This is a genomic window from Nocardia sp. NBC_01499 (assembly GCF_045040275.1).
Taxonomy (GTDB): Bacteria; Actinomycetota; Actinomycetes; order Mycobacteriales; family Mycobacteriaceae; genus Nocardia.
Genome location: NZ_CP109426.1, coordinates 3,921,919 through 3,942,072, shown reverse-complemented (window position 1 = coordinate 3,942,072; position 20,154 = coordinate 3,921,919). Strand labels below are relative to the sequence as shown.

Annotated in this window: 18 protein-coding genes; 10 read left to right on the top strand and 8 right to left on the bottom strand. The window is 66.9% G+C overall.

From position 1 onward, the window contains the following. Nucleotides 1–90 precede the first annotated feature (90 nt). From glpD to OG203_RS18120, 3 genes are read right to left on the bottom strand one after another with little or no spacing between them, the layout of a single operon-like run. A complete protein-coding gene (gene glpD, locus OG203_RS18130) occupies nucleotides 91–1,770 on the bottom strand; it encodes a glycerol-3-phosphate dehydrogenase (RefSeq protein ID WP_405166835.1) in 1,680 nt (559 codons plus the stop codon). A gap of 38 nt (nucleotides 1,771–1,808) precedes the next feature. Continuing rightward, nucleotides 1,809–3,329: a glycerol kinase GlpK gene (glpK, locus tag OG203_RS18125; RefSeq protein ID WP_405166834.1), complete on the bottom strand. Its 1,521-nt coding sequence runs from the start codon at nucleotides 3,327–3,329 to the stop codon at nucleotides 1,809–1,811. Nucleotides 3,330–3,370: 41 nt separating this feature from the next. Continuing rightward, complete coding sequence (locus OG203_RS18120; protein WP_405166833.1) at nucleotides 3,371–4,180, bottom strand: MIP/aquaporin family protein; 810 nt, start codon at nucleotides 4,178–4,180, stop codon at nucleotides 3,371–3,373. Between the two features lie 254 nt (nucleotides 4,181–4,434). Between OG203_RS18120 and OG203_RS18115 the strand changes: the two genes are divergently transcribed. Beyond that, complete coding sequence (locus OG203_RS18115) at nucleotides 4,435–5,199, top strand: IclR family transcriptional regulator (RefSeq protein WP_405166832.1); 765 nt, start codon at nucleotides 4,435–4,437, stop codon at nucleotides 5,197–5,199. Nucleotides 5,200–5,230: 31 nt separating this feature from the next. Next, a complete protein-coding gene (gene glpK, locus OG203_RS18110) occupies nucleotides 5,231–6,763 on the top strand; it encodes a glycerol kinase GlpK (protein ID WP_405166831.1) in 1,533 nt (510 codons plus the stop codon). Between the two features lie 3 nt (nucleotides 6,764–6,766). On the opposite strand, the gene OG203_RS18105 is transcribed toward glpK (OG203_RS18110), so the two are convergent. After that, nucleotides 6,767–8,077, bottom strand: coding sequence for a fatty acid desaturase family protein (locus tag OG203_RS18105; RefSeq protein ID WP_405166830.1), 1,311 nt, complete (start codon nucleotides 8,075–8,077; stop codon nucleotides 6,767–6,769). A gap of 703 nt (nucleotides 8,078–8,780) precedes the next feature. Here OG203_RS18105 and OG203_RS18100 point away from each other — a divergent pair. From OG203_RS18100 to OG203_RS18075, 6 genes are read left to right on the top strand one after another with little or no spacing between them, the layout of a single operon-like run. Continuing rightward, entirely contained in the window at nucleotides 8,781–9,968 is a 1,188-nt protein-coding gene (locus OG203_RS18100; RefSeq protein ID WP_405166829.1) for a lipid-transfer protein, read from the top strand. A gap of 4 nt (nucleotides 9,969–9,972) precedes the next feature. Further along, a complete protein-coding gene (locus OG203_RS18095) occupies nucleotides 9,973–10,431 on the top strand; it encodes a MaoC family dehydratase N-terminal domain-containing protein (protein ID WP_405166828.1) in 459 nt (152 codons plus the stop codon). Beyond that, nucleotides 10,428–10,838 (top strand): MaoC/PaaZ C-terminal domain-containing protein, encoded by a 411-nt coding sequence (locus OG203_RS18090; protein ID WP_405166827.1) that lies wholly within the window; start codon nucleotides 10,428–10,430, stop codon nucleotides 10,836–10,838. Before OG203_RS18095 ends, OG203_RS18090 begins: the two co-directional genes overlap by 4 nt. A gap of 15 nt (nucleotides 10,839–10,853) precedes the next feature. Next, complete coding sequence (locus OG203_RS18085; protein ID WP_405166826.1) at nucleotides 10,854–11,684, top strand: SDR family NAD(P)-dependent oxidoreductase; 831 nt, start codon at nucleotides 10,854–10,856, stop codon at nucleotides 11,682–11,684. A gap of 7 nt (nucleotides 11,685–11,691) precedes the next feature. Then, nucleotides 11,692–13,239, top strand: a complete 1,548-nt coding sequence (locus tag OG203_RS18080) for an acyl-CoA synthetase (RefSeq protein WP_405166825.1) — start codon at nucleotides 11,692–11,694, stop codon at nucleotides 13,237–13,239. A 14-nt stretch (nucleotides 13,240–13,253) separates the two neighbouring features. Beyond that, entirely contained in the window at nucleotides 13,254–14,438 is a 1,185-nt protein-coding gene (locus OG203_RS18075; protein ID WP_405166824.1) for a TetR/AcrR family transcriptional regulator, read from the top strand. Here OG203_RS18075 and OG203_RS18070 read toward each other — a convergent pair whose 3' ends face one another. Together OG203_RS18070 and OG203_RS18065 are read right to left on the bottom strand one after the other, a co-directional pair. After that, the gene (locus OG203_RS18070; RefSeq protein ID WP_405166823.1) at nucleotides 14,439–14,684 is read right to left on the bottom strand and encodes a cold shock domain-containing protein; all 246 of its coding nucleotides are present in this window, start codon (nucleotides 14,682–14,684) and stop codon (nucleotides 14,439–14,441) included. A gap of 329 nt (nucleotides 14,685–15,013) precedes the next feature. Then, complete coding sequence (locus OG203_RS18065; RefSeq protein WP_405166822.1) at nucleotides 15,014–15,436, bottom strand: PPOX class F420-dependent oxidoreductase; 423 nt, start codon at nucleotides 15,434–15,436, stop codon at nucleotides 15,014–15,016. Nucleotides 15,437–15,526: 90 nt separating this feature from the next. Here OG203_RS18065 and OG203_RS18060 point away from each other — a divergent pair, with 90 nt between their 5' ends. Next, a complete protein-coding gene (locus OG203_RS18060; RefSeq protein ID WP_405166821.1) occupies nucleotides 15,527–16,366 on the top strand; it encodes a DUF72 domain-containing protein in 840 nt (279 codons plus the stop codon). Here the strand turns inward: OG203_RS18060 and OG203_RS18055 are convergent. Beyond that, nucleotides 16,341–17,270 (bottom strand): DMT family transporter, encoded by a 930-nt coding sequence (locus OG203_RS18055; protein ID WP_405166820.1) that lies wholly within the window; start codon nucleotides 17,268–17,270, stop codon nucleotides 16,341–16,343. The two genes, OG203_RS18060 and OG203_RS18055, sit on opposite strands and share 26 nt — an antisense overlap. A gap of 53 nt (nucleotides 17,271–17,323) precedes the next feature. Beyond that, nucleotides 17,324–18,763 (bottom strand): lipase family protein, encoded by a 1,440-nt coding sequence (locus tag OG203_RS18050; protein ID WP_405166819.1) that lies wholly within the window; start codon nucleotides 18,761–18,763, stop codon nucleotides 17,324–17,326. 553 nt (nucleotides 18,764–19,316) lie between these two features. Between OG203_RS18050 and OG203_RS18045 the strand changes: the two genes are divergently transcribed. Continuing rightward, on the top strand, nucleotides 19,317–20,153 hold the full coding sequence (locus OG203_RS18045) for an alpha/beta fold hydrolase (protein ID WP_405166818.1): 837 nt from the start codon (nucleotides 19,317–19,319) through the stop codon (nucleotides 20,151–20,153). Nucleotide 20,154: the final 1 nt, after the last annotated feature.

The window sequence follows — 20,154 nt, the reverse complement described above, 5'->3', positions numbered from 1 at the left end:
AGAACTGAACGCGCTGACACCCGGCGAGCTCGAAGTTCGGCCGAAAATGCATGGCTGAGAACAGGTTCGAGCTCGCCGGGGACGCGGGTGTCAGGCGACGGCGACCAAGCGGGCGGCGTTCGCGGACTCGTCGTCGGCCGCCTGGTTGGCGGCCAGTTCGGCCTGGACGCGGTCCCGGTAGCGGGTGAGTTCGCGCTCGGCGGTGTCGGCGTCCCAGCCGAGGCGGGCGCCGATCAGGAAGGCGACCTCGGGGGCGGCGATCAGGCCGCGATCCGATGCCTCGATGGAGATGCGGGTGCGGCGGGTGAGCACGTCGTCGAGATGCAGTGCGCCCTCGTGGGTTACCGCGTAGACGACCTCGGCAGCGAGGTACTCCTCGGCACCCGCCAGCGGCTCGCCGAGCGCCGGATCCTCGGCGATCAGCTCGAACAGGTCGTGCACGGCCGAACCGTAGCGGCCGAGCAGGTGCTCGACGGTGGCCTTCGGCAGCCCGGCCCGCTGTGCGAGACCGTCGAGGTCGGCCGCCATCTCCTGGTAGCCGACCGCGCCGAGCAGCGGCAGCTTCTCGGTCACCGACGGCGCGACAGCGCGACCGAGGCCGGCCACGGCGGCGTCGACCACGTCGGCCGCCATCACCCGGTAGGTGGTGTACTTGCCGCCCGCGATCACGAACAGACCCGGAACCGGTTCGGCCACAGCGTGTTCGCGCGACAGCTTCGCGGTGTCGCTGGACGCACCGGACACCAGCGGACGCAGCCCGGCATAGGTGCCGACGATGTCGTCGCGGGTCAGCGGCTCGCGCAGCACCGCGTTGACGTGATCGAGGATGTACTGCACGTCGGCGTTGCTCGCGGCCGGATGATCCTTGTCCAGCGACCAATCGGTGTCCGTGGTGCCGATGATCCAGTGCTGGTGCCACGGGATCACGAACAGCACGCTCTTCTCGGTGCGCATGATCAGCCCGGTGTCCAGGTCGAGGCGCTCGCGCGGAACCAGGATGTGCACACCCTTGGAAGTGCGCACGTGGAACGGGAATTCGACGCCGGTCATCCGGTTCATCTCGTCGGTCCACACGCCGGTCGCGCTGATCACCCTGCGGGCCCGCACGGTGTATTCGCACCCGGTCTCCAGATCGGTGACGTGCGCGCCGACGACCCGCTCGCCGTCGCGCAGCAGCCCGGTGACCTTGGTGCGGGTCAGCACGGTCGCGCCGTGCTGTGCCGCGGTGCGGGCGATGGTCATGGTGTGCCGCGCGTCATCGACCTGTGCGTCGAAGTAGCGGATGGCACCGGTCATCGAGTCCTCGCGCAGCGCGGGCGCCAATTCCAGTGCGCGCGTACGGGTCAGGTGCCGGTGCATCGGCAGTGCCCGTGCGCCACCGATCGTGTCGTACAGTGCGACGCCCGCACCGATGTATGCGCGCTCCCATACCCGGTGCTGCAGCGGAAGCAGGAACGACACCGGGCGAACCAGGTGCGGCGCCAGCTTGTTCAGCAACAGCCCGCGTTCCTTCAAAGCCTCACGCACCAGCCAGAAGTCGAGCTGCTCGAGGTAGCGCAGCCCGCCGTGGATGAGCTTGCTGGAGCGGCTTGACGTGCCAGCCGCGAAGTCCCTGGCTTCCACCAGGGTGACGCTCAGGCCGCGCGAGGCGGCATCCAGTGCGGCGCCGGCGCCGACCACGCCGCCGCCGATCACCAGCACATCGATCTCGTCGTCGCCCAGTGCGTCGATCGCCTCGGCGCGGTAGGTGGGGTCTAATCGTGCTGACATGAATCTCTCCTTGTTCCAGTGATATTCGCGTCGGCGACTCAGTCGTCTACGTCTATCCAGTCGAGGGTGCGCGACACGGCCTTCTGCCAGCGGGCGTAGCCGCGTTCGCGTTGCTCCTCGGACCAGGTGGGGTTCCAGCGCTTGTCCTCGTGCCAGTTCTGTACGAGTTCGTCTGTGCTGCTCCAGAATCCGACGGCCAGACCGGCCGCGTAGGCGGCGCCGAGCGCGGTGGTCTCCGCGACCACCGGCCGCGAGACCGGCACGCCGAGGAAGTCGGCCTGGATCTGCATGCACAGCTCGTTGGCGGTGACTCCGCCGTCGACGCGCAGCACATCGAGCTGTACGCCAGAGTCGGCCTGCATGGCCTCGACGACGTCACGGGTTTGGTAGCAAATGGATTCCAGCGTCGCCCGCGCCAGATGGGCGTTGGTGCTGAAGCGCGACAGCCCGACGATCGCGCCGCGCGCGTCGGAGCGCCAGTAGGGCGCGAACAGGCCGGAGAACGCGGGCACGAAGTACACGCCGCCGTTGTCCTCGACCTGCCTGGCCAGCGATTCGCTTTGCGACGCACCGGAAATGATGCCGAGCTGGTCGCGCAGCCACTGCACCGCCGAGCCGGTCACCGCGATCGAGCCTTCCAGCGCGTAGACCGGCTGCTGGTCGCCGAACTGGTAGGCAACCGTGGTGAGCAGGCCGTGCTCCGACCGCACGATGTCGGTACCGGTGTTGAGCAGCAAGAAGTTTCCGGTGCCGTAGGTGTTCTTGGCCTCGCCGGGCCGGAAGCACACCTGGCCGACCGTGGCCGCCTGCTGATCACCGAGCACACCGGCGAGCGGCACCTCGCCGCCGAAAGGCCCATCGGCCCTTGTCTTTCCGAACAGCTCCGGGTTCGACGACGGCGCGATGGCCGGCAGCATCGAACGCGGGATGCCGAAGATGGACAACAGTTCGTCGTCCCAGTCCAGGGTCTCCAGGTTCATCAGCATGGTGCGGCTGGCATTGGTCGGATCGGTGACGTGCACGCCGCCGTCCACCCCGCCGGTCAGGTTCCACAGCAGCCAGCTGTCGGTATTACCGAAGATCGCCTCGCCGCGCTCGGCCGCCTCCGCGACACCGGCGACGTTATCGAGAATCCAGCGCAGCTTGCCGCCGGAAAAGTAAGTGGCAGGGGGTAATCCGGCCTTGTGCCGGATCGTGTCGCCGTGCCCGGCGCGCTCCAGCTCGGCGGCGATACGGTCGGTGCGGGTGTCCTGCCAGACGATGGCGTTGCAGTACGGACGCCCGGTCTTGCGGTTCCACACCACGGTGGTTTCGCGCTGATTGGTGACGCCGACCGCCGCGAGGTCGCTCGCGTCGAGATCGGCCTTGGTGAGCGTGCTCTGAATGACCGCGCGGGTGCGTTCCCAGATCTCGGTCGGATCGTGCTCCACCCAGCCCGCGCGCGGCAGGATCTGCTGGTGCTCGAGCTGGTGGCGGGCGACTTCGTTGCCGCTGTGATCGAACACCATGAAGCGTGTGCTTGTGGTGCCCTGGTCGATGGCGCCGACGTACTGGCTCATCGTGGTCCTTTCGGAAGAAAACTACTGAGCAAGAGGGTGATTCAGAAAAGGACCTGTGCGGCCAGCCCGGCGAGCGCGCCGCCGAGCAGCGGGCCGACGATCGGCACCCAGGCATAACCCCAGTCGGAGTTCTTGCCCGCTGGCACGTTGGCCGGTCCCGGATCGGCCAGTGGCTCGTCTGAGCTGTCGGCGGTCGGCACCGGCCGAGCCCCCGGGCTCTTGTGCACCGGCAGCACCGCGTGCGCCAGCCGAGGCCCGAGATCGCGGGCGGGGTTGATGGCATAGCCCGTCGGCCCGCCGAGCGAAGCGCCGATACCGACCACGACCAGCGCCGCGGCCACCGGGCCGAGCCCGGTCGCGGTGTGGCCGGTGGCCAGCAGCACGAGCACGAGGGCGAAGGTGGCGATCACCTCGGTGGCGAAGTTCCATGGCAGCCCGCGGATCGCGGGACCGGTGGCGAACACGCCGAGCTTCTTGCCCGCGTCGGTTTCCTCGTCGAAGTGCCGCTTATAGGCGACATAGGCGAGATTCGCGCCGACGAACGCACCGACCAGCTGGCCGAGGATGTAGGCGAGGGTGGTGGCGACGGTGATCTCGACGCCGGGTGTGTATTCGTGCGCGCCGCTGGCCAGCACGCCGATCGTGTATGCGGGATTGAGGTGGCCGCCGGTTTTGTACGCGACATACACCCCGGCGAGCACGCCGAGGCCCCACCCGAAGTTGATCAATAACCAACCGCCGTCGAATCCCTTGGATTTGGTCAGCAATACGTTCGCGACCACGCCGACTCCGAGTAAGACCAGCATCCCCGTGCCTAGTGCTTCACTCAGGAAGATCGAGCCGAAGTTCACCGTTGAGCCTCCGTTCGCCCTGCCGGTCGCGGACGCGACCCTGCGGAACTCGACGTTACGACTCGATGAACAGGCAGCACAGAGGACGCGTTCGACAATGCTGAACGCTTGGGCTGGTTGTGGCCGCCCGGTACGGCTACTGTCGGGCGCCCGAGGTAGTCGGCATGACGCACGTCACATCGGGCCGCCGGGAGTGTTGCCTTCCGTTGACGACATGTTCGACATTGTCGAATCGAAAGGTTAGGTTTCGGTTCATGCCCGGTCCGATCCAATCGATCGAACGAGCGGCGGCCATTCTGCGGCTGCTCGCCCGCGGCGCGGGTCGCCTCGGCGTCGGCGAGATCGCGAGCGCGCTCGGCCTCGCCAAACCCACCGCGCACGGCATCCTGCGCACCTTGCAGGGCGTCGGTTTCGTCGAGCAGGATTCGGCGACCGGCAAGTATCAGCTCGGCGCGGCGCTTGTCCACCTCGGCACCAGTTACCTCGATGCCAACGAGCTGCGCTCGCGCGCGATCAACTGGGCCGACGCGCTGGCCGCGCGCACCGGCGAGTCGGTACGCATCGGCGCCCCGATGGACGGCAGCGTCGTGGTCGTGCACCACGTCTTTCGTCCGGACAACACCGAACAGGCACTAGAGCTCGGCGAACTACTGCCGCCGCACGCGACCGCGCTCGGCAAGGTGCTGCTCGCCTTCGACTCGGAACTCGCGGCCGCGGTGCGCGGCGTCGATCTGCCCTCGCTCACCCGCCGCACCATCGTCGACCGGGCCGCGCTCAATCGGGCCCTCGCCGCGGTCAGGCAGGCCGGATGGGCCGGGGACACCGAGGAATTCCGGCCGGGCGAGGCTGGCATCGCCGCGCCGATCCGCTCGCACGGCGGGCTCGTGGTCGGCGCCATCGGCATCAGCGGACCGGTCGACCGGCTCTGCGACCCGCAACTACGGCACCGTCCCGCGTTGATCACCCAGGTGCGCGACGCCGCGCACGCGGTGTCGCGTGATCTCGGCGCCGGACACTGACCACACTGATTCATAGCAAGAGAGGACGCGGATGACGCAGCGGTTTGTGCTCGCCATCGACCAGGGCACCACCTCGACGAGGTGCATCCTGTTCGATCAACGCGCACGGCTGGTCGGTGTCGCGCAGCGCGAGCATCAGCAGCACTACCCTCGACCGGGCTGGGTCGAGCAGGACGCGATGGAGATCTGGCGCAACGTCGACCGGATCGTGCCGCAGGCGCTGCGCGACTCCGGCATCACCGCCGATCAGGTCGCGGCCCTCGGCATCGCCAACCAGCGCGAGACCACTGTGGTCTGGGATCGCCGGACCGGGTTGCCGATCCGGCGGGCCATCGTCTGGCAGGACACGCGCACCGAGGAGCTGGTTCGCGAATTCGAGGAAAAGCCTGGCGCGCAACGTATTCGGGAGATCAGCGGGCTGCCGCTCGCCACCTACTTCGCCGCGCCACGGCTGCGCTGGCTGCTCGATACCATTGCGGGCCTTCGCGATCGGGCCGAACGCGGCGAGGTGCTGTTCGGCACCATGGAAACCTGGCTGATCTGGAACCTGACCGGCGGGGTCGACGGCGGCCTGCACCTCACCGATGTCACCAACGCCAGCCGCACGCTGCTGATGGACCTGGCCACCCTCACCTGGGACCCGGAACTGCTGAGCTTCTTCGGTATTCCCGCGGCGATGCTGCCGCGCATACAGCCCTCGACCGCGTCCTACGGGACGACCCGTCGTGTCGTGCCAGGCATCCCGATCGCCGCAGCACTCGGCGACCAGCATGCCGCGCTGTTCGGCCAAACCTGTTTCGCGCGTGGGGAAACCAAGTGCACCTACGGCACCGGCGGCTTCCTGATGATGAACACCGGCCGCGAATTGGTGCAGTCCTCGCACGGCCTGCTCACCACCATCGGCTACCAGATCGGCGACGAGAAGCCGGTGTACGCGCTGGAGGGGCCGATCGCGGTCACCGGCTCGCTGGTGCAGTGGGTGCGGGACAACATCGGCCTGGTCGCCAGCGCGCCGGAGATCGAAACCCTCGCGCGCACAGTGCAAGACAACGGCGGCTGCTACATCGTGCCCGCGTTCTCCGGGCTGTACGCGCCACACTGGCGCAGTGACGCCCGTGGCCTCATCGCCGGGCTCACGTCCTATATCACCAAGGGGCACATCGCCCGTGCCGTCCTGGAGGCCACGGCGTGGCAGACCCGTGAGGTGGTCGACGCGATGAACGCCGACTCCGGTTTACAGGCTCGCGCGCTACGCGTCGACGGTGGCATGACCTCCGACAACCTGCTCATGCAGATCGTCGCCGACGTGCTCGACGTCCCCGTCATGCGCCCGTTCAACGCCGAAACCGTCTCGCTCGGTGCGGCTTACGCCGCCGGGCTCGCCGTCGGCTACTGGCCGGATCTGGAGGGCCTGCGCAACAACTGGCGCCTTGCCGCGCAATGGATGCCGCAGATGGACCCGATCCACCGCGCCGACGAGTACGAGAACTGGCAACGCGCGGTGCAATTGACGTTCGGCTGGTTGCGCTCCAAGCGGCGGAGGGACGAGGCCGAAGCGCGCTGACGGCTATCCGGTGACGGCGACCGGCCTACGCAGCGAGCCCGCGATATTCGAACGCAGCCGCTGCGCGGACCGGCGCAACCGGCCGCCCTTGAGTCCGGCCTCCAGTTCCAACCGCAAGCGCCCGTTGTGCAGCGCGGTGCGCAAACCTGTTGTCACGTCGGAGATTTCGGCGACGGCGTGCGCGGCGCCGGTCTGGAACTTGCGTTCCGATGCGGTTTCCGGCGCGTCGTCGGAGGTGGCGATCAGGAAGCGGTCGGGCACCGCCAGCTTGTGGATGGTCCGCATGGTGAGTAGGTACTGACGCAACAGTGGCCCGCTGGTGTAGGGCAGGTCGTACTTATCGCACAGTGCGCGAACCCGTACCGCGATCTCGGCGTAGCGATTGCTCGGCAGGTCCGGAAACAGGTGGTGTTCGATCTGGTAGCACAGGTTTCCGCTGGCGAAGGCGAGGGTCGGCCCGGCGTCGAAGTTCGCGGTTCCGAGCATCTGACGCAGGTACCACTCGGATTTCGTCTCGTCCTCGAGCGCGGCGGGCGTGAACTTCTCCGCACCGTCGGGGAAGTGGCCGCAGAAGATGACCACGTACGTCCAGGCATTGCGCACGACGTTGGCGGTGACGTTCGCCGCAAGGGCGCGGCGCCAGCGCTTGCCGCTCAGCGCGGGGAACAGTACGTAGTCCTTGAGCGCCTGCCGGGAGATCTTCTTCAGGAAAGCCTTCGTCACAGTGGCCTTTTCGGCCTTCGTCTCGAAACGGTCGCGGTCCGCGTACAGGCCGTGCAGGCCGATGCCCCACTCGAAGGTGGTGGCCAGCAACAGGTTTTGCAGCGGCTGCAGCAGATGGCTCGGGTTCCACTCCTGATCCCTGGTCACCCGCATCACGCCGAAGCCGATGTCGTCGTCCATGTCGATGACATTGGTATAGACGTGGTGGCGGAAGTTGTGCGAGTACCGCCACTGGGAAGACAGCCCGACCATGTCCCATTCCCAGGTGCTCGAGTGGATCTCCGGGTCGTTCATCCAATCCCACTGGCCGTGCGAGACGTTGTGCCCGATCTCCATGTTCTCGATGCACTTGGCCGCGGCCAGCGCCGCCGTGCCGAGCAGCCAGGTCGCCTTGTTCCGATTCACCGCGATCAGCAGCCGGGCCGCGATGTCGAGCGCCCGCTGGAATCGAATGGTGCGCCGGATGTAGGCGGCGTCGCGGCCGCCGAGCGAGTCGCTGACGTCACGGTGGATCGCGTCGAGTTCGGTGCCGAGGGCCTCGATGTCTTCCTTGCTCAGGTGCGTGTACACGGCGATATCGGTGATGGCCATTGGTCCTCTTCGGATGGATCGGCTGCGCAGGCGCAGAAGCCCGAGTCGGGCCGCCGACGCGTGTCGTGATCGGCGTTGCTCGGCTGAACCGAGCTCGATGGTCGGCCGGAGGAAAGGCCGACAATGATTCTTGCCTCGACGGTACCAGCGCCTCGGACACCGCAACGGCAACAGCAGGAGGACGCCAGTACAACGGGACATGGCGGCACCGGATACCCGAGTCGGGACACGACAACATTCCAATTGGAGCGGGATCGTGCGTGCTTCGACGGGCCGACGGGGTTGAATAGGGGGGATTGGCTATTCGCGGCCGATCGGAGGAGGCTCGACGGATGAGTCAGGAAAGCGGGCAAGGGTCCGGGCTGTTCAGCCATGACACCATTCCCATTCAGGTGTATACGCCTGCCGAGAGCAGTGACGTACATCATCAGCCGGTATTCAGTAGAGCCGAAGATGGCTCCGGGTCTGCTGTCGGGGAGGTCAATCCGCCGCACGCCTGACGCCGGACATGACACGAGCCCCCGCATCTTCTCTAGAGATGCGGGGGCTCGAGCCGTTTCCAGGGGCGGTTTGCCGGTGTAAGTGAATCTTCCATAGCGTAATGCGCGTCACTGACCAGCGACTATGTCGATACCACTGCCAGTTAGCGGTGATGTGTTGTTCAATAAGTGAACAGCCGCTAGTCACTGTTGATGGGAACGACATGAGCAGACGCGCAGTCGTGGCCGGTGTGGGAATGATTCCGTTCAGCACACCGAGCCGCAGCAAGACCTACGACGTCATGGGCACGAGCGCGGCCCAGGCCGCGCTGCGCGACGCCGGGGTCGAATACGCCGAGATCCAGCAGGCCTACGCCGGGTACGTCTACGGCGACTCCACCTGCGGGCAGGCCGTGATCTACGGGCTCGGGCAGACCGGTATCCCGGTGATCAACGTCAACAACAACTGCTCGACGGGATCGTCGGCACTGTTCCTCGCGCGCCAGGCCGTCGAATCCGGTGCCGCCGAGGCGGTCCTCGCCGTCGGGTTCGAGCAGATGCGGCGCGGGGCGCTGGCAATGGGCTACACCGACCGGCCAAGTCCGTTCGCGCGGTTCGACGAGGTGATGGACGAGATCCAGCAGCGCGACGAATCTCCCTTCGCGGCACAGATGTTCGGCGGGGCCGGGCGGCAGTACGCGGAAAAGTACGGCACCGCACCGGAAACCTTCGCCAAGATCTCGGTGAAGTCGCGCAGGCACGCCGCCAACAATCCGTTCGCGGTGTTCCGGGATCCGGTGACGGTGGCCGAAGTGCTTGCCTCGCCGCACATCTACGGCCCGCTGACCCGGCTGCAGTGCTGCCCGCCCACCTGCGGCGCGGCCGCGGCGGTCCTCGTCAGCGAGGATTTCGCGAGGGCCAACGGCATTGATCCGTCGATCGTGATCAGGGCGCAGGCGATGACCACCGACTTCCCATCGACCTTCGCCGAGAAGGACATGACGAAGGTCGTCGGCTACGACATGTCCAAGGCCGCGGCACAGCAGGTTTACGAGGCGTCTGGTGTCTCGCCCGACGACATTCGGGTGGTCGAGCTGCACGACTGCTTCACCGCCAACGAACTGCTCACCTATGAGGCGCTCGGGCTCACCCCGGAGGGCACCGCCGAGAAGTTCGTCAACGACGGCGACAACACCTACGGCGGTCGTGTCGTCACGAATCCGTCCGGCGGCCTGCTGTCCAAGGGACATCCGCTCGGCGCGACCGGGCTCGCCCAGTGCGCCGAATTGGTCTGGCAGCTACGCGGACAGGCCGAGGGACGCCAGGTGGCCGACGATCTGAAGGTCGCCCTGCAGCACAACATCGGGCTCGGCGGCGCGGCCGTGGTGACCATGTACGAGAAGGTGAGTTGAGCCAATGCCCCTGGACCAGAGCGTAATCGGCAAACAACTGCCGCCGAGCACCTTGACAGTGGAGGCCGGACGGCTGCGGTTCTTCGCCGAGGCGATCGGCGAGCGCAACCCGATCTTCACCGATCTCGACGCAGCGAAGGCGGCTGGCTACTCGAATCTGCCTGTGCCGCCGACCTTCTTGTTCGGCATCGAACTGGACAACCCCGATTCGTTCAGCTGGCTCACCGACCTCGGTGTCGATCTGCGCCGGGTGCTGCACGGCGAACAGTCCTTCACCTACCACGCCACCGCGGTGGCGGGCGACGTACTGACCGCGACACCGGCCATCGGCAACGTCTACACCAAAAAGGGTGGCGCGCTGGAGTTCATCGAGAAGACCTCCACCGTCACCCGCGCCGACGGCACCCTGGTCGCCGAGCTGAAATCCGTGATCGTCGTGCGCAACCCGGAGGCAGCGAAATGACAACAACCGCATCCGTCGAGGTCGGCACCGAGCTGCCACCGCTGCGCGTGCAGCCGATCTCCCGAACCACCCTTGCCCTGTTCGCCGGTGCGTCCGGCGACCACAACCCGATGCACATCGACCTCGATGTGGCGAAGTCCGCCGGGCTGGACGACGTCTTCGCGCACGGCATGTTGTCGATGGCCTACCTCGGCCGGTTGCTCACCGACTGGGTTGGGCCGCAGGCGATTCGGAGCTATCGGGTGCGTTTCGCCGCCATCACGCCGGTGCACGCGCAGCCGACCGCGACCGGCAAGGTCGTGTCGATCGACACTGTGGACGGCGAACGCCGGGCCACCCTCGACCTCGCCGTCACCCTCGCCGACGGCACCGTCACCCTCACCGGCGACGCCGTCGTCGCCCTCTGAAAGGACAGGCAGCACATGGGAACTCTTGATGGCAAGGTCGCCATTGTCTCCGGCTCCGGCCGCGGCATCGGCCGCGAGATCGCGCTGAAACTGGCGAGCGAGGGCGCGAAGGTCGTGGTGAACGACCTCGACGCCGAACCGGCCAAGGAAACCGTCGCCGCCGTCGAAACCGCTGGCGGACAGGCTGTTTCGTGTGTCGGCAGCGTCACCGAGGAGGGTTTAGCCGAGCGATTCGTGCAGACCGCCGTCGACGAGTTCGGCGGCCTGGACATCATCGTCAACAACGCGGGCTACACCTGGGATTCGGTGATCCAGAAGATGTCCGACGAACAGTGGGACGCCATCCTCGACGTGCACCTCAAGGCACCCTTCCGGATCCTGCGCGCCGCACAGCCGGTGATCGCGGCGGCGGTGAAGAAGGCCAAGGCGGCCGGTGCGCCGGTGCCGTGCCGCAAGGTCGTCAACATCTCCTCGATGGCTGGCACCGGCGGCAATGCGGGACAGGCGAACTACTCCTCGGGCAAGGCAGGCGTCATCGGCCTCACCAAGGCGCTGGCCAAGGAGTGGGGCCGCTACAACGTCACGGTGAACGCCGTCGCGTTCGGCCTGATCAAGACCAGGCTCACCGAGGCGCCCGCCGGCACCGGCGGCACGATCGACGTGCAGGGCAAGGAGATCAAGGTCGGCGTCAACCCGGACCTGCTCGCGGCGATGGAGCAGATGGTGCCGCTCGGCCGCGGCGGCACACCGACCGAGGCCGCCGGTGCGGTGTATCTGCTCTGCATTCCCGAGTCCGACTATGTCAGCGCGCAGACCCTGGTCTGCGGCGGCGGCTTCAACATCTAGGACCGCCATGTATGTGACCCAATCCCTGCACCGCAATCTGCAGCAGAACCCGGATCGTCCGCTGACGATCTACGGCGATCGGGTGCGCACCGTAGCCGAATCAGCCGATCGCATAGCCAGATTCGCGGGTGCGCTGGCCGCGCTCGGTGTCCGGCCGGGGGATCGGGTCGGCATGCTCGCGCTGAATTCCGATCGCTACTACGAATACCTGTACGCGGTGCCGTGGATCGGGGCGGCGGTCAACCCGGTGAACATTCGCTGGAGTCCGGCCGAAATCAGCTACTCGCTGCGCGAATCCGATACCAGGGTGCTGCTGGTCGACGACGCGTTCGCCGCGATGATTCCCACACTGCGGCAAGAGGTTCCGGAGTTGACCGCGGTGATCTTCTGCGGCGACGGCGAACCGCCGACGGACACACTGCATTACGAGACGCTCGTCGCCGACCATGCTCCGGTCGCTGACGCCAGAACCGGCGGCGACAGCCTGGCCGGCGTCTTCTACACCGGCGGCACCACCGGGCATCCCAAAGGCGTGATGCTCAGCCACGACAACATGATCATCTCCGCGCTCGGCAGCATCGCGGGCGGCGAATTCATGACTCGGGGCGGCACCGTGCTGCACGCGGCGCCGATGTTCCATCTCGCCGATATCGCCATGTGGACCGCGGGCAACCTGGTCAACGCGACCCACGTGATCGTGCCGATGTTCACCCCGATCGGTGTCCTGCGCGCGATCACCGAGCACGGCGTCACCAATCTCCTGTTGGTGCCGACCATGATTCAAATGCTCGTCGACGACCCGGCCGCCGCGGACTTCGATCTCGGTGGCGTGCAGACGGTCACCTACGGTGCCTCGCCGATTTCCCAGGCGGTGCTCGGCCGGGCCAGAAAGGTCTTTACCGCAGCGGGATTCACCCAGGCCTACGGCATGACCGAGCTGTCGCCGGTCGCGACGCTGCTGTCGGCGACCGATCACGACAACCCGGCGCTGCAGCGCTCGGCGGGCCGCGCCACCCCGCACGTCGAGGTCCGCATCGTCGACCCCGACGACAACGAGGTGCCGCGGGGTGAGGTCGGCGAGGTCGTCGTGCGCGGCGACAACGTCATGCTCGGCTACTGGAATCGGCCGCAGGACACCGCCGTCGCCGTGCGCGACGGCTGGATGCACACCGGCGACGGCGGCCGGATGGACGAGAACGGCTACGTGTTCATCGTCGACCGGATCAAGGACATGATCATCACCGGCGGCGAGAATGTGTACTCCGCCGAGGTGGAGAACGCCCTCGCGGCCCATGCCGCGGTCGCGTCGTGCGCGGTGATCGGCGTGCCGGACGACGAATGGGGTGAGCGGGTACACGCCGTCGTGGTGCTGCTGCCCGGCGCGCAGGCCACCGAAGCGGAGTTGCGTGCGCACTGCAAGGAGCTGATCGCCGGTTACAAATCCCCGCGCACCGTGGAGTTCGCCGACGCGTTGCCCATATCGGGCGCCGGTAAGATCCTCAAGCGCGAACTTCGCAAGAAGTACTGGGATCCCAGCGACAGTCAAGTTTCCTGAGGGAGCGATATCGAATGGTGAACGGGCCGGGCCTGGTTCGTCCGGCCCGTGGCACCAGGCCGGCGAATCGGCGCGCACTGATCGTCGCGGCGGCCGCGGAACTGTTCTGCCGCAATGGATACGCGAACGTCGGCATGGGCGATGTTGCCGAGGCGGTTGCCATCGGGCCGTCCGCGCTGTACCGGCATTTCCGCGGCAAGCAGAGCCTGCTGGCGACGGTGGTCGACGAGGCGCTGACCGCGTTCGCCGCCGCGGTCGACGCGGCGGCGAACCAGCCGGACGATATCGCGATCACGCTGGCCGCGACCGTGCTCGCCCGCCGCGACGTCGGGGTGCTGTGGCGGCGCGAGGCGCGGCATCTGTCCGACGACGATCGGGCCGCGTTCCGCATCCAGGCCAGGCAGATCGGCGCCCGTCTGGCTGAGGTCATCGCGGCTCGCCGCCCTGAACTGGATCAGGCGACGGCGGATCTGCTCTCCTGGGCCACCCTGGCGGTCGGCAATAGCGTGTCCTTCCATGGTCTTTCGCTGCCCGAGCCCGAATTCAGCACGCTGCTGGGCGAATTCATCGCCGCGGTGATCGCCGCGCCGAAGCCGACGCTGGGCCAGCGCCACGATCGCGATATCGCGCGGGCGCCGCTGGCCGCGCGCTCGCGTCGCGAGGCGATCCTCACCGAGGCGACCACGCTGTTCGCCGAACGCGGTTTCGTGAGCGTCAGCATGGACGAAATCGGTGCCGCCGTCGGCATTGCCGGGCCGAGCGTCTACAACCATTTCCCCGGAAAAGTGGACATCCTGATGGCGGCCATCGTGCGCGGCGACGAATGGCTGCGCATCGACATGAACCGGGCCCTCAAGCAGGCCGCCGACCCTCGCGACGGACTCGACCGGCTGCTCGCGGGCTATGCCGCCTTCGTCTTCGAGAACCCCTATCTCATGCAGACGCTCGTCTCGGAGACCAGACACCTCCCCGAGGCGGACCGGCACCGGGCCAAGGCCGCGCAACGCGCCTACATCGCCGAATGGGTGCATCTGCTGCGCAGACTGCACCCGGACTGGGACCCCATCCCCGCCCGCATGCGAGTCCAAGCCGCGCAATCGATGCTGAACGACCTCGCCCTGACGCCGCACCTGCGCGCGTTCCCGGGCATCGTGTCCGCGTCGGCGGCGATCGGCGCCGAGGTGCTCACCATCGCTTGATCAGGCGGCAGCGCTGGATAACATCGCCATCGGTCGTACCGCGACGGCCTCGACGCCGCGCGGTCGCAGCTCACAGGTGAACACGACGGGCTGTCCCGTGGTGAGCGTCTTGAAGCCGGGGGAGTCGATGCTGGAGTATTCGACGAAGACGCCGTCCGGGTACTCCGGGGATTCGAGGAAGCCGAAGCCTTTCGCCGTGTCGAACCAGCGGACGGTGCCGCGCACCCAGGTCTCGCCCTCGATCATGACACCGCCTCGTAGGCGCTCGCGTGCCCGCTCGACCCGGGTTCCATCACCTGTAGCCACCAGGACGCGAGCGGGCTCGGGTCGGGCCATACGACGGCGGGACCGGATCGTGCGTTACTCGTAGCTACCTTGTTGGCACGAGAAAAGTTGTCTGGACGGACCACGACGGAGGATCTCCTCAGGTTCGGTACGTTGCGCGGGCACTCCGCGATAGCCGGGTGCCCGCAACGGCGTTACCGAAACTGTATGCAGCCGAACCAGTTTTCGTCGGGTGTTCATAGCCGATTGGTACTACGTCACACTCCGTCGACCGGTACGTCAGCCACCGATCAGGAGGCCCACGGCCCGATGCCGCCGACCTTGTCGATCCGGATGCGCGTCAGCAGACCGGGCGGCGCGTTGTCCGGCGGGAAGTCGACACCGGGGCTGGCCAGCGTCTTGGCCAGTTCGGCGAGGAGTTCCGGGGCACCGCCCTCGACGATGCGCGCGGTTCCGGTGACCGACAGGTACGGCCGCATGATTTCGCCGCGCTCCTTGGCCAGGATCGTCACCGCGACCCGGTTGTCGCGGCGGACATTGCGTACCTTCTTGTATTCGCCGAGATGGGCGGTGACGAGTTCGTCGCCGTCCGGTGTCGATTGCAGCGCGACCCACACCACGCTCACCTGCGGGCTGCCGTCCGGGTTGATCGTGACCAGCGTCGCGTCGGCACCGGCTCCGATGAGCGCGCGAGCATCGTCGTCGAGTTCCATGTTTTCTTCTACCACCGGGCCCACGCATTCATTCCCGCCACCAGGGAGTGCACTCGAAGACCACGTCGACGCTGTACTAACGTCGCCGGCATGCGGCTTCACGTTGGCTGTGCGATGTGGACGCACGCGGCATGGCAGGAATGGCAACCGGCGTCGGGGGATCGGCTGGCGGCCTACGCCGATCGGTGCGACGCGGTCGAGGGCAACACCACCTTCTACGCGATACCGGCGCGGCGCACGGTCGAGTCGTGGGCCGCGCAGACCGCGCCCGAGTTCCGGTTCGTGGTGAAGCTGCACAAGTCGATCACGCACGAGCGCAGGCTGACCGGAGTCGACGAGGAGATGCGCGCGTTCCTGTCCGCGATCGAGCCACTCGGCCCGCGCACGCACGCGCTATGGGTGCAGTTGCCCGGCTCGTTCGGCCCCAACGATCTCGGCGCGCTCGCCGTCTTCCTGCGGCGGCTTCCGCAGGCCTACCGCTCGGCCGTCGAAGTCCGCCACCCCGCGTTCTTCGAGAACGAGCAGGCCGCCAGGCAGCTGGAAAGCGTGCTCGCCCGGGTCGGCGCCGAATGGATACCCTTCGACACCACAACACTTTTCGACGGACTCCCGGTCACCGCCGCCGAGCAGGAGGCGTATTCGAAGAAGCCGCGCCTGCCGCGCCGGACCCGCGCGCTCACCGAGTTCCCGATCGTGAGATACCACGGCCGCGACTCGACAGAGCGCACTGTCGAGGGCTGGCAGCCGTGGCTCGGCACGGTCGCCGACTGGCTGCGCGAAGGCCGATCGCCCACCGTCTTCATCCACACCCCCGACAACGCCGAGGCTGTGCCGCTCGCGCGCCGTTTCCACGCGGAGGTGGCGGCCCTGGTGCCCGAGCTGGCACCGCTGCCCGAACCAACGCCTACGGAACCGATGACCCTTTTCTGACCATCGAGGCACCATAGGCGACGGCGAGAATCAGTACGCAGCCGATGATTTGGATCGGGGCGGGCCGCTCGCCGAGGATCAGCGCGCCGAGCAGCAGCGAGCCGACCGGCGTCAGGAGCAGCAGCGCCGCGCCGACCGCACTCGGCACCTGCGGCGAATACCGGGCGACGAGCAGCCAGCCGATCGCGCCGTTGGTGAGCGCGGTGAGTGCGATCCAGCCGAGTGCCGCATCGCCGACGTGCAGCGTCGAGGGAAATCCGCGGATCAGTGCCCAGGCGAGCGCGGCGACGGCGGGGACGGCGATCGACACGGCGTAGGTCTGCAGGGTGTGTCCCTGTTTTCCGCTGCGCCGCAACAGAAAAAGGAACCCGGAGTAGCAAATACCCGCCGCGACGGAATGCGCGGCACCGGTCAGCGGGTTCGGCCCGGTATTCCCCCGCTGGAGGACGCCGCTGGCCGCAACCAAGCCGACGATCATGACCGGCAACGCGAAAAGCGAACTTCTACTTGGCCTTTCGTGATCGACCAGAAAGGCGATCAGTGGAACGACCACCACTTGGACATTCACCAGCACGGTCGTGAGTCCGGCGCCCGCCTCCAGAATCGCCGCGCCCCACCAGAACATGTCGGCGGCGAAGAACGCGCCGCACAGCAGCGCGAGACCCCACTCGCGCCCTTCGAGCAGACCGTTGCGCCGAATCTCCAGCCATGCGACGACCGCGAGCACCGGCAACACCAACGCGCAGCGATAGAAGGTCGACACCTCGGTCGGCGCGTTCGCCAACGCGATGAACACTCCTGACGTCGAAACCGCAAGCGCGCCAACGGCAATCCCGATCGTCGCGCCGGTAGTCCCGGTCGGCGCGACGATCGGCTGCGCAGGTGCATCCGTCCGCCCGGTCATCCCACGACCATGGCACGGTCGGCCTGCTATAGCGACCGAATATCGACCCGCCCCTACTTGCTGCCGATGGGCTGTTGCAGCAGTCCGGCGAGCACCGTGCCCGCGCCTTGCAGCCAGATCGGCCAGCTCGCCGGGTCCAACGCCATCGATCCCTCGTCGTGGATGGAGCAGCCCGGCTCGGCGGGGACACCGTCGAACCGGCCTTTCATCCAGAGCAGCACCCGCGCGATGCTGTCGATTTCCAGCGTGATGTGTTCACTGAAGTGGTCGCGGGTGTAGTGGACCTGGGCTTTGGGGTCTCGGCAGTATTCGTCGACCAGCGTGTTGACCGGGCCGACCGGCGCGATCCAGTCCGGGTTGGAGTTGAAGATGAACATTGGCATCGCGGGCACCGAATGACCCATCCGCAGCGCGTCGAACACCTTGGTTGGGACGGGATCGTTCAGCGCGTTGGGTGAGTCATAGAGGCCGCCCTCGAGATTCATGAACGGGAGCAGCGCGGCGGAGTAGAGACACAGCGAGTTCTTGACCGGAGCCAACGTCTTGCCGAGCGCGTTCATGTGTTGCGCGTTGTAGGCGGCCAACTCCGGATACTCCCGCGCGACACCGAGCAGCCCCGAGAAGATCAGCCCGGCGCCGAGGTTGCCGCTCGCCATTTCGTACATCGCCTTGATGTCGGCGGGCACGCCGCCCTCCGACGCACCGACGATATTGAGTTCCGGCGCGTAGGACGCGGCCAATTCGGCGGTGTGCCCGGTGGTGATCGCGCCGCCGGAATACCCGGCCAGACCCACCTTGGTCTGGGGTGCAAGCCCCATCGGCGCGAAGTTCTCCGCCGCCCGGATGCCGTCGAGGGTGATGCGCGCGCCGAGCGGTCCGGCGGCGAAGGCGGAGTCGGGGCCCTCATGGTCCGGCATCGCCACCGCCCAGCCAGCGCCGAGCGCGGTCAGCGGCAGCACGAACTCGAACGGAATATCGAACTGACCGGTGATATTGCCCGGCACCGAGGCCTGTTGCAGCACATAGGATGCCGCGCAGTACTGCGCGTTCGAGTCCTGCGGGAACTGATACGACAGCAGCGGCCGCGGCGCGCCGCCGTTGTCGCCACGCGGCTTCATCAGCGTGGTGACGGCGGCAATCGGCTCGTCCCTGGTGTTGGTCGACCGGAACGACAGCTGCCAGGCGTCGATATTGAACGGAATGACCGAATAGAACGCCAGATGGACCTCGCGCGCCGCGATGATTTCGCCCGGTTTCTTCGAGGCGACCAGATCCGCGGGCGGTGCGTAGAAGCCTGGATCGAGTTCCGGCGGCGACGGCGGAATCGGGAACGGCAGCGGGGGTTGCACCGGAACCTGCTGCGCGACAGGGCTTTGATCGGCGGGTGCCGCGATTGCCGGTATTCCGACAGCTATTTGAACGGAACTAGCGATCAGGGCGATGAATGCCGCAGAGCGGAATCGCCCGAGCTTTCCGGGTACTACAGTATTCATAGAGCTTCTTTCGCTGGTGAGCGGTGCTGATGAGACCCGAGAACGAGTCTGTCGGGCGCAGAAATTATTCCGGCCACGACCACGCGTCCAGGAACGGCGCGCCGCGCGTAACCCACCAGAATGTCTGTAAGGCTAAGTAACAGCAAATGCTAGAACTGGTCACAGGTCCAGAGGCAAAGTACTAATTTCTGGAGTTCTCCTCTGTGCACATTGCACAATATCGCTAGTTATCGGAGGCGGATCCTCCAGTGCCGTCCTGTTAGCGCAAGACGCGATATTCATGCCGATTCGGGTGAATTGCGGCATCGAATACCCGCTGAACTCCGTCGCCGCACGGTTGCTGGCAGCCGGTGCCGGCGCGGTGGCCAGCGATGTCGGGTTGTGCTGCATAACAACTCGCGGTGTCAGCGTTGGCGGCTGGGCCAAGACTCGCAGGCACCTCGCCTGTCAGGCTCATAGGTGCGTAATCCCGGTTTTCGGTCGATGTCATTCCCGAGGAGCCCCTCTTGTCGACGCTCGTTACCGCTCGCACCCTTGATCAGGCGGACCGGTGATGCTTTCCACGATCATCCGGACGATCGATGTGAACGGCATACCGATCGGCTACACCGACACGGGCGACCCCACCGGCCGATCCGACACTCCCGTCATCGTTTTCGGCCACAGTCTGCTGTTCGGCAGCTGGATGTTTCGCGCGCAGATCAACGTGCTGCGCGAGCACTACCGCTGCGTCGCCATCGACTGGCGCGGCCAGGGCGGCACCCAGCCGACCAAGGACGGCTACGACATGGACACGCTGACCGCCGACGCGGTCGGGCTGATCCGGGCGCTCGGCCTCGCGCCGGTGCACTGGGTCGGCATCGGCATGGGCGGTTTCATCGGGCAACGCGTCGCCGCCAGGCATGGCGAACTCGTGCGGTCACTGACCCTGCTCGACACCAGCGCCGGTGCCGAGAACCCTGGCAAGGTCAGCAGATACACCCGGCTCGCCTGGGCGGTGCGATTCCTCGGCGTCGACCCGATCCGCGGCAAGCTCGCGCGACTGCTGTTCTCGCCCGCGTTCCTGGCCGACCCCACCGCCGCGGCCACCATCGACGAATGGGCCGAGCGGCTCGATCGCATCGACAGCGTCGGCACCCGCAAGGCGATGCTCGGGGTGATCGGTCGCGCTCCCGCCGATCCGGAGATCACCGCGATCACCGTGCCGACACTGGTCGCGGTCGGTGTCGACGACACGGTGACCCCGATCGCGGAAGCGTGGCGGCTCACCGAGCTGATTCCCAAGGCGCGGTTCGAGGTGATCGAGAATGCCGGGCACTGCTGTGTTTTGGAGCAACCCGGTGTCGTTGCCGCATTGGTGCAGAGCTTCCTGGCCGATATCGACGGTTGAC

Coding starts and splice junctions, on each gene's coding strand:
- glpD (WP_405166835.1), bottom strand. CDS start 1,770: ATGTCAGCACGATTAGACCCCACCTACCGCGCCGAGGCGATCGACGCA.
- glpK (WP_405166834.1), bottom strand. CDS start 3,329: ATGAGCCAGTACGTCGGCGCCATCGACCAGGGCACCACAAGCACACGC.
- OG203_RS18115 (WP_405166832.1), top strand. CDS start 4,435: ATGCCCGGTCCGATCCAATCGATCGAACGAGCGGCGGCCATTCTGCGG.
- glpK (WP_405166831.1), top strand. CDS start 5,231: ATGACGCAGCGGTTTGTGCTCGCCATCGACCAGGGCACCACCTCGACG.
- OG203_RS18105 (WP_405166830.1), bottom strand. CDS start 8,077: ATGGCCATCACCGATATCGCCGTGTACACGCACCTGAGCAAGGAAGAC.
- OG203_RS18100 (WP_405166829.1), top strand. CDS start 8,781: ATGAGCAGACGCGCAGTCGTGGCCGGTGTGGGAATGATTCCGTTCAGC.
- OG203_RS18095 (WP_405166828.1), top strand. CDS start 9,973: ATGCCCCTGGACCAGAGCGTAATCGGCAAACAACTGCCGCCGAGCACC.
- OG203_RS18090 (WP_405166827.1), top strand. CDS start 10,428: ATGACAACAACCGCATCCGTCGAGGTCGGCACCGAGCTGCCACCGCTG.
- OG203_RS18085 (WP_405166826.1), top strand. CDS start 10,854: ATGGGAACTCTTGATGGCAAGGTCGCCATTGTCTCCGGCTCCGGCCGC.
- OG203_RS18080 (WP_405166825.1), top strand. CDS start 11,692: ATGTATGTGACCCAATCCCTGCACCGCAATCTGCAGCAGAACCCGGAT.
- OG203_RS18075 (WP_405166824.1), top strand. CDS start 13,254: ATGGTGAACGGGCCGGGCCTGGTTCGTCCGGCCCGTGGCACCAGGCCG.
- OG203_RS18070 (WP_405166823.1), bottom strand. CDS start 14,684: ATGATCGAGGGCGAGACCTGGGTGCGCGGCACCGTCCGCTGGTTCGAC.
- OG203_RS18065 (WP_405166822.1), bottom strand. CDS start 15,436: ATGGAACTCGACGACGATGCTCGCGCGCTCATCGGAGCCGGTGCCGAC.
- OG203_RS18060 (WP_405166821.1), top strand. CDS start 15,527: ATGCGGCTTCACGTTGGCTGTGCGATGTGGACGCACGCGGCATGGCAG.
- OG203_RS18055 (WP_405166820.1), bottom strand. CDS start 17,270: ATGACCGGGCGGACGGATGCACCTGCGCAGCCGATCGTCGCGCCGACC.
- OG203_RS18050 (WP_405166819.1), bottom strand. CDS start 18,763: ATGAATACTGTAGTACCCGGAAAGCTCGGGCGATTCCGCTCTGCGGCA.
- OG203_RS18045 (WP_405166818.1), top strand. CDS start 19,317: ATGCTTTCCACGATCATCCGGACGATCGATGTGAACGGCATACCGATC.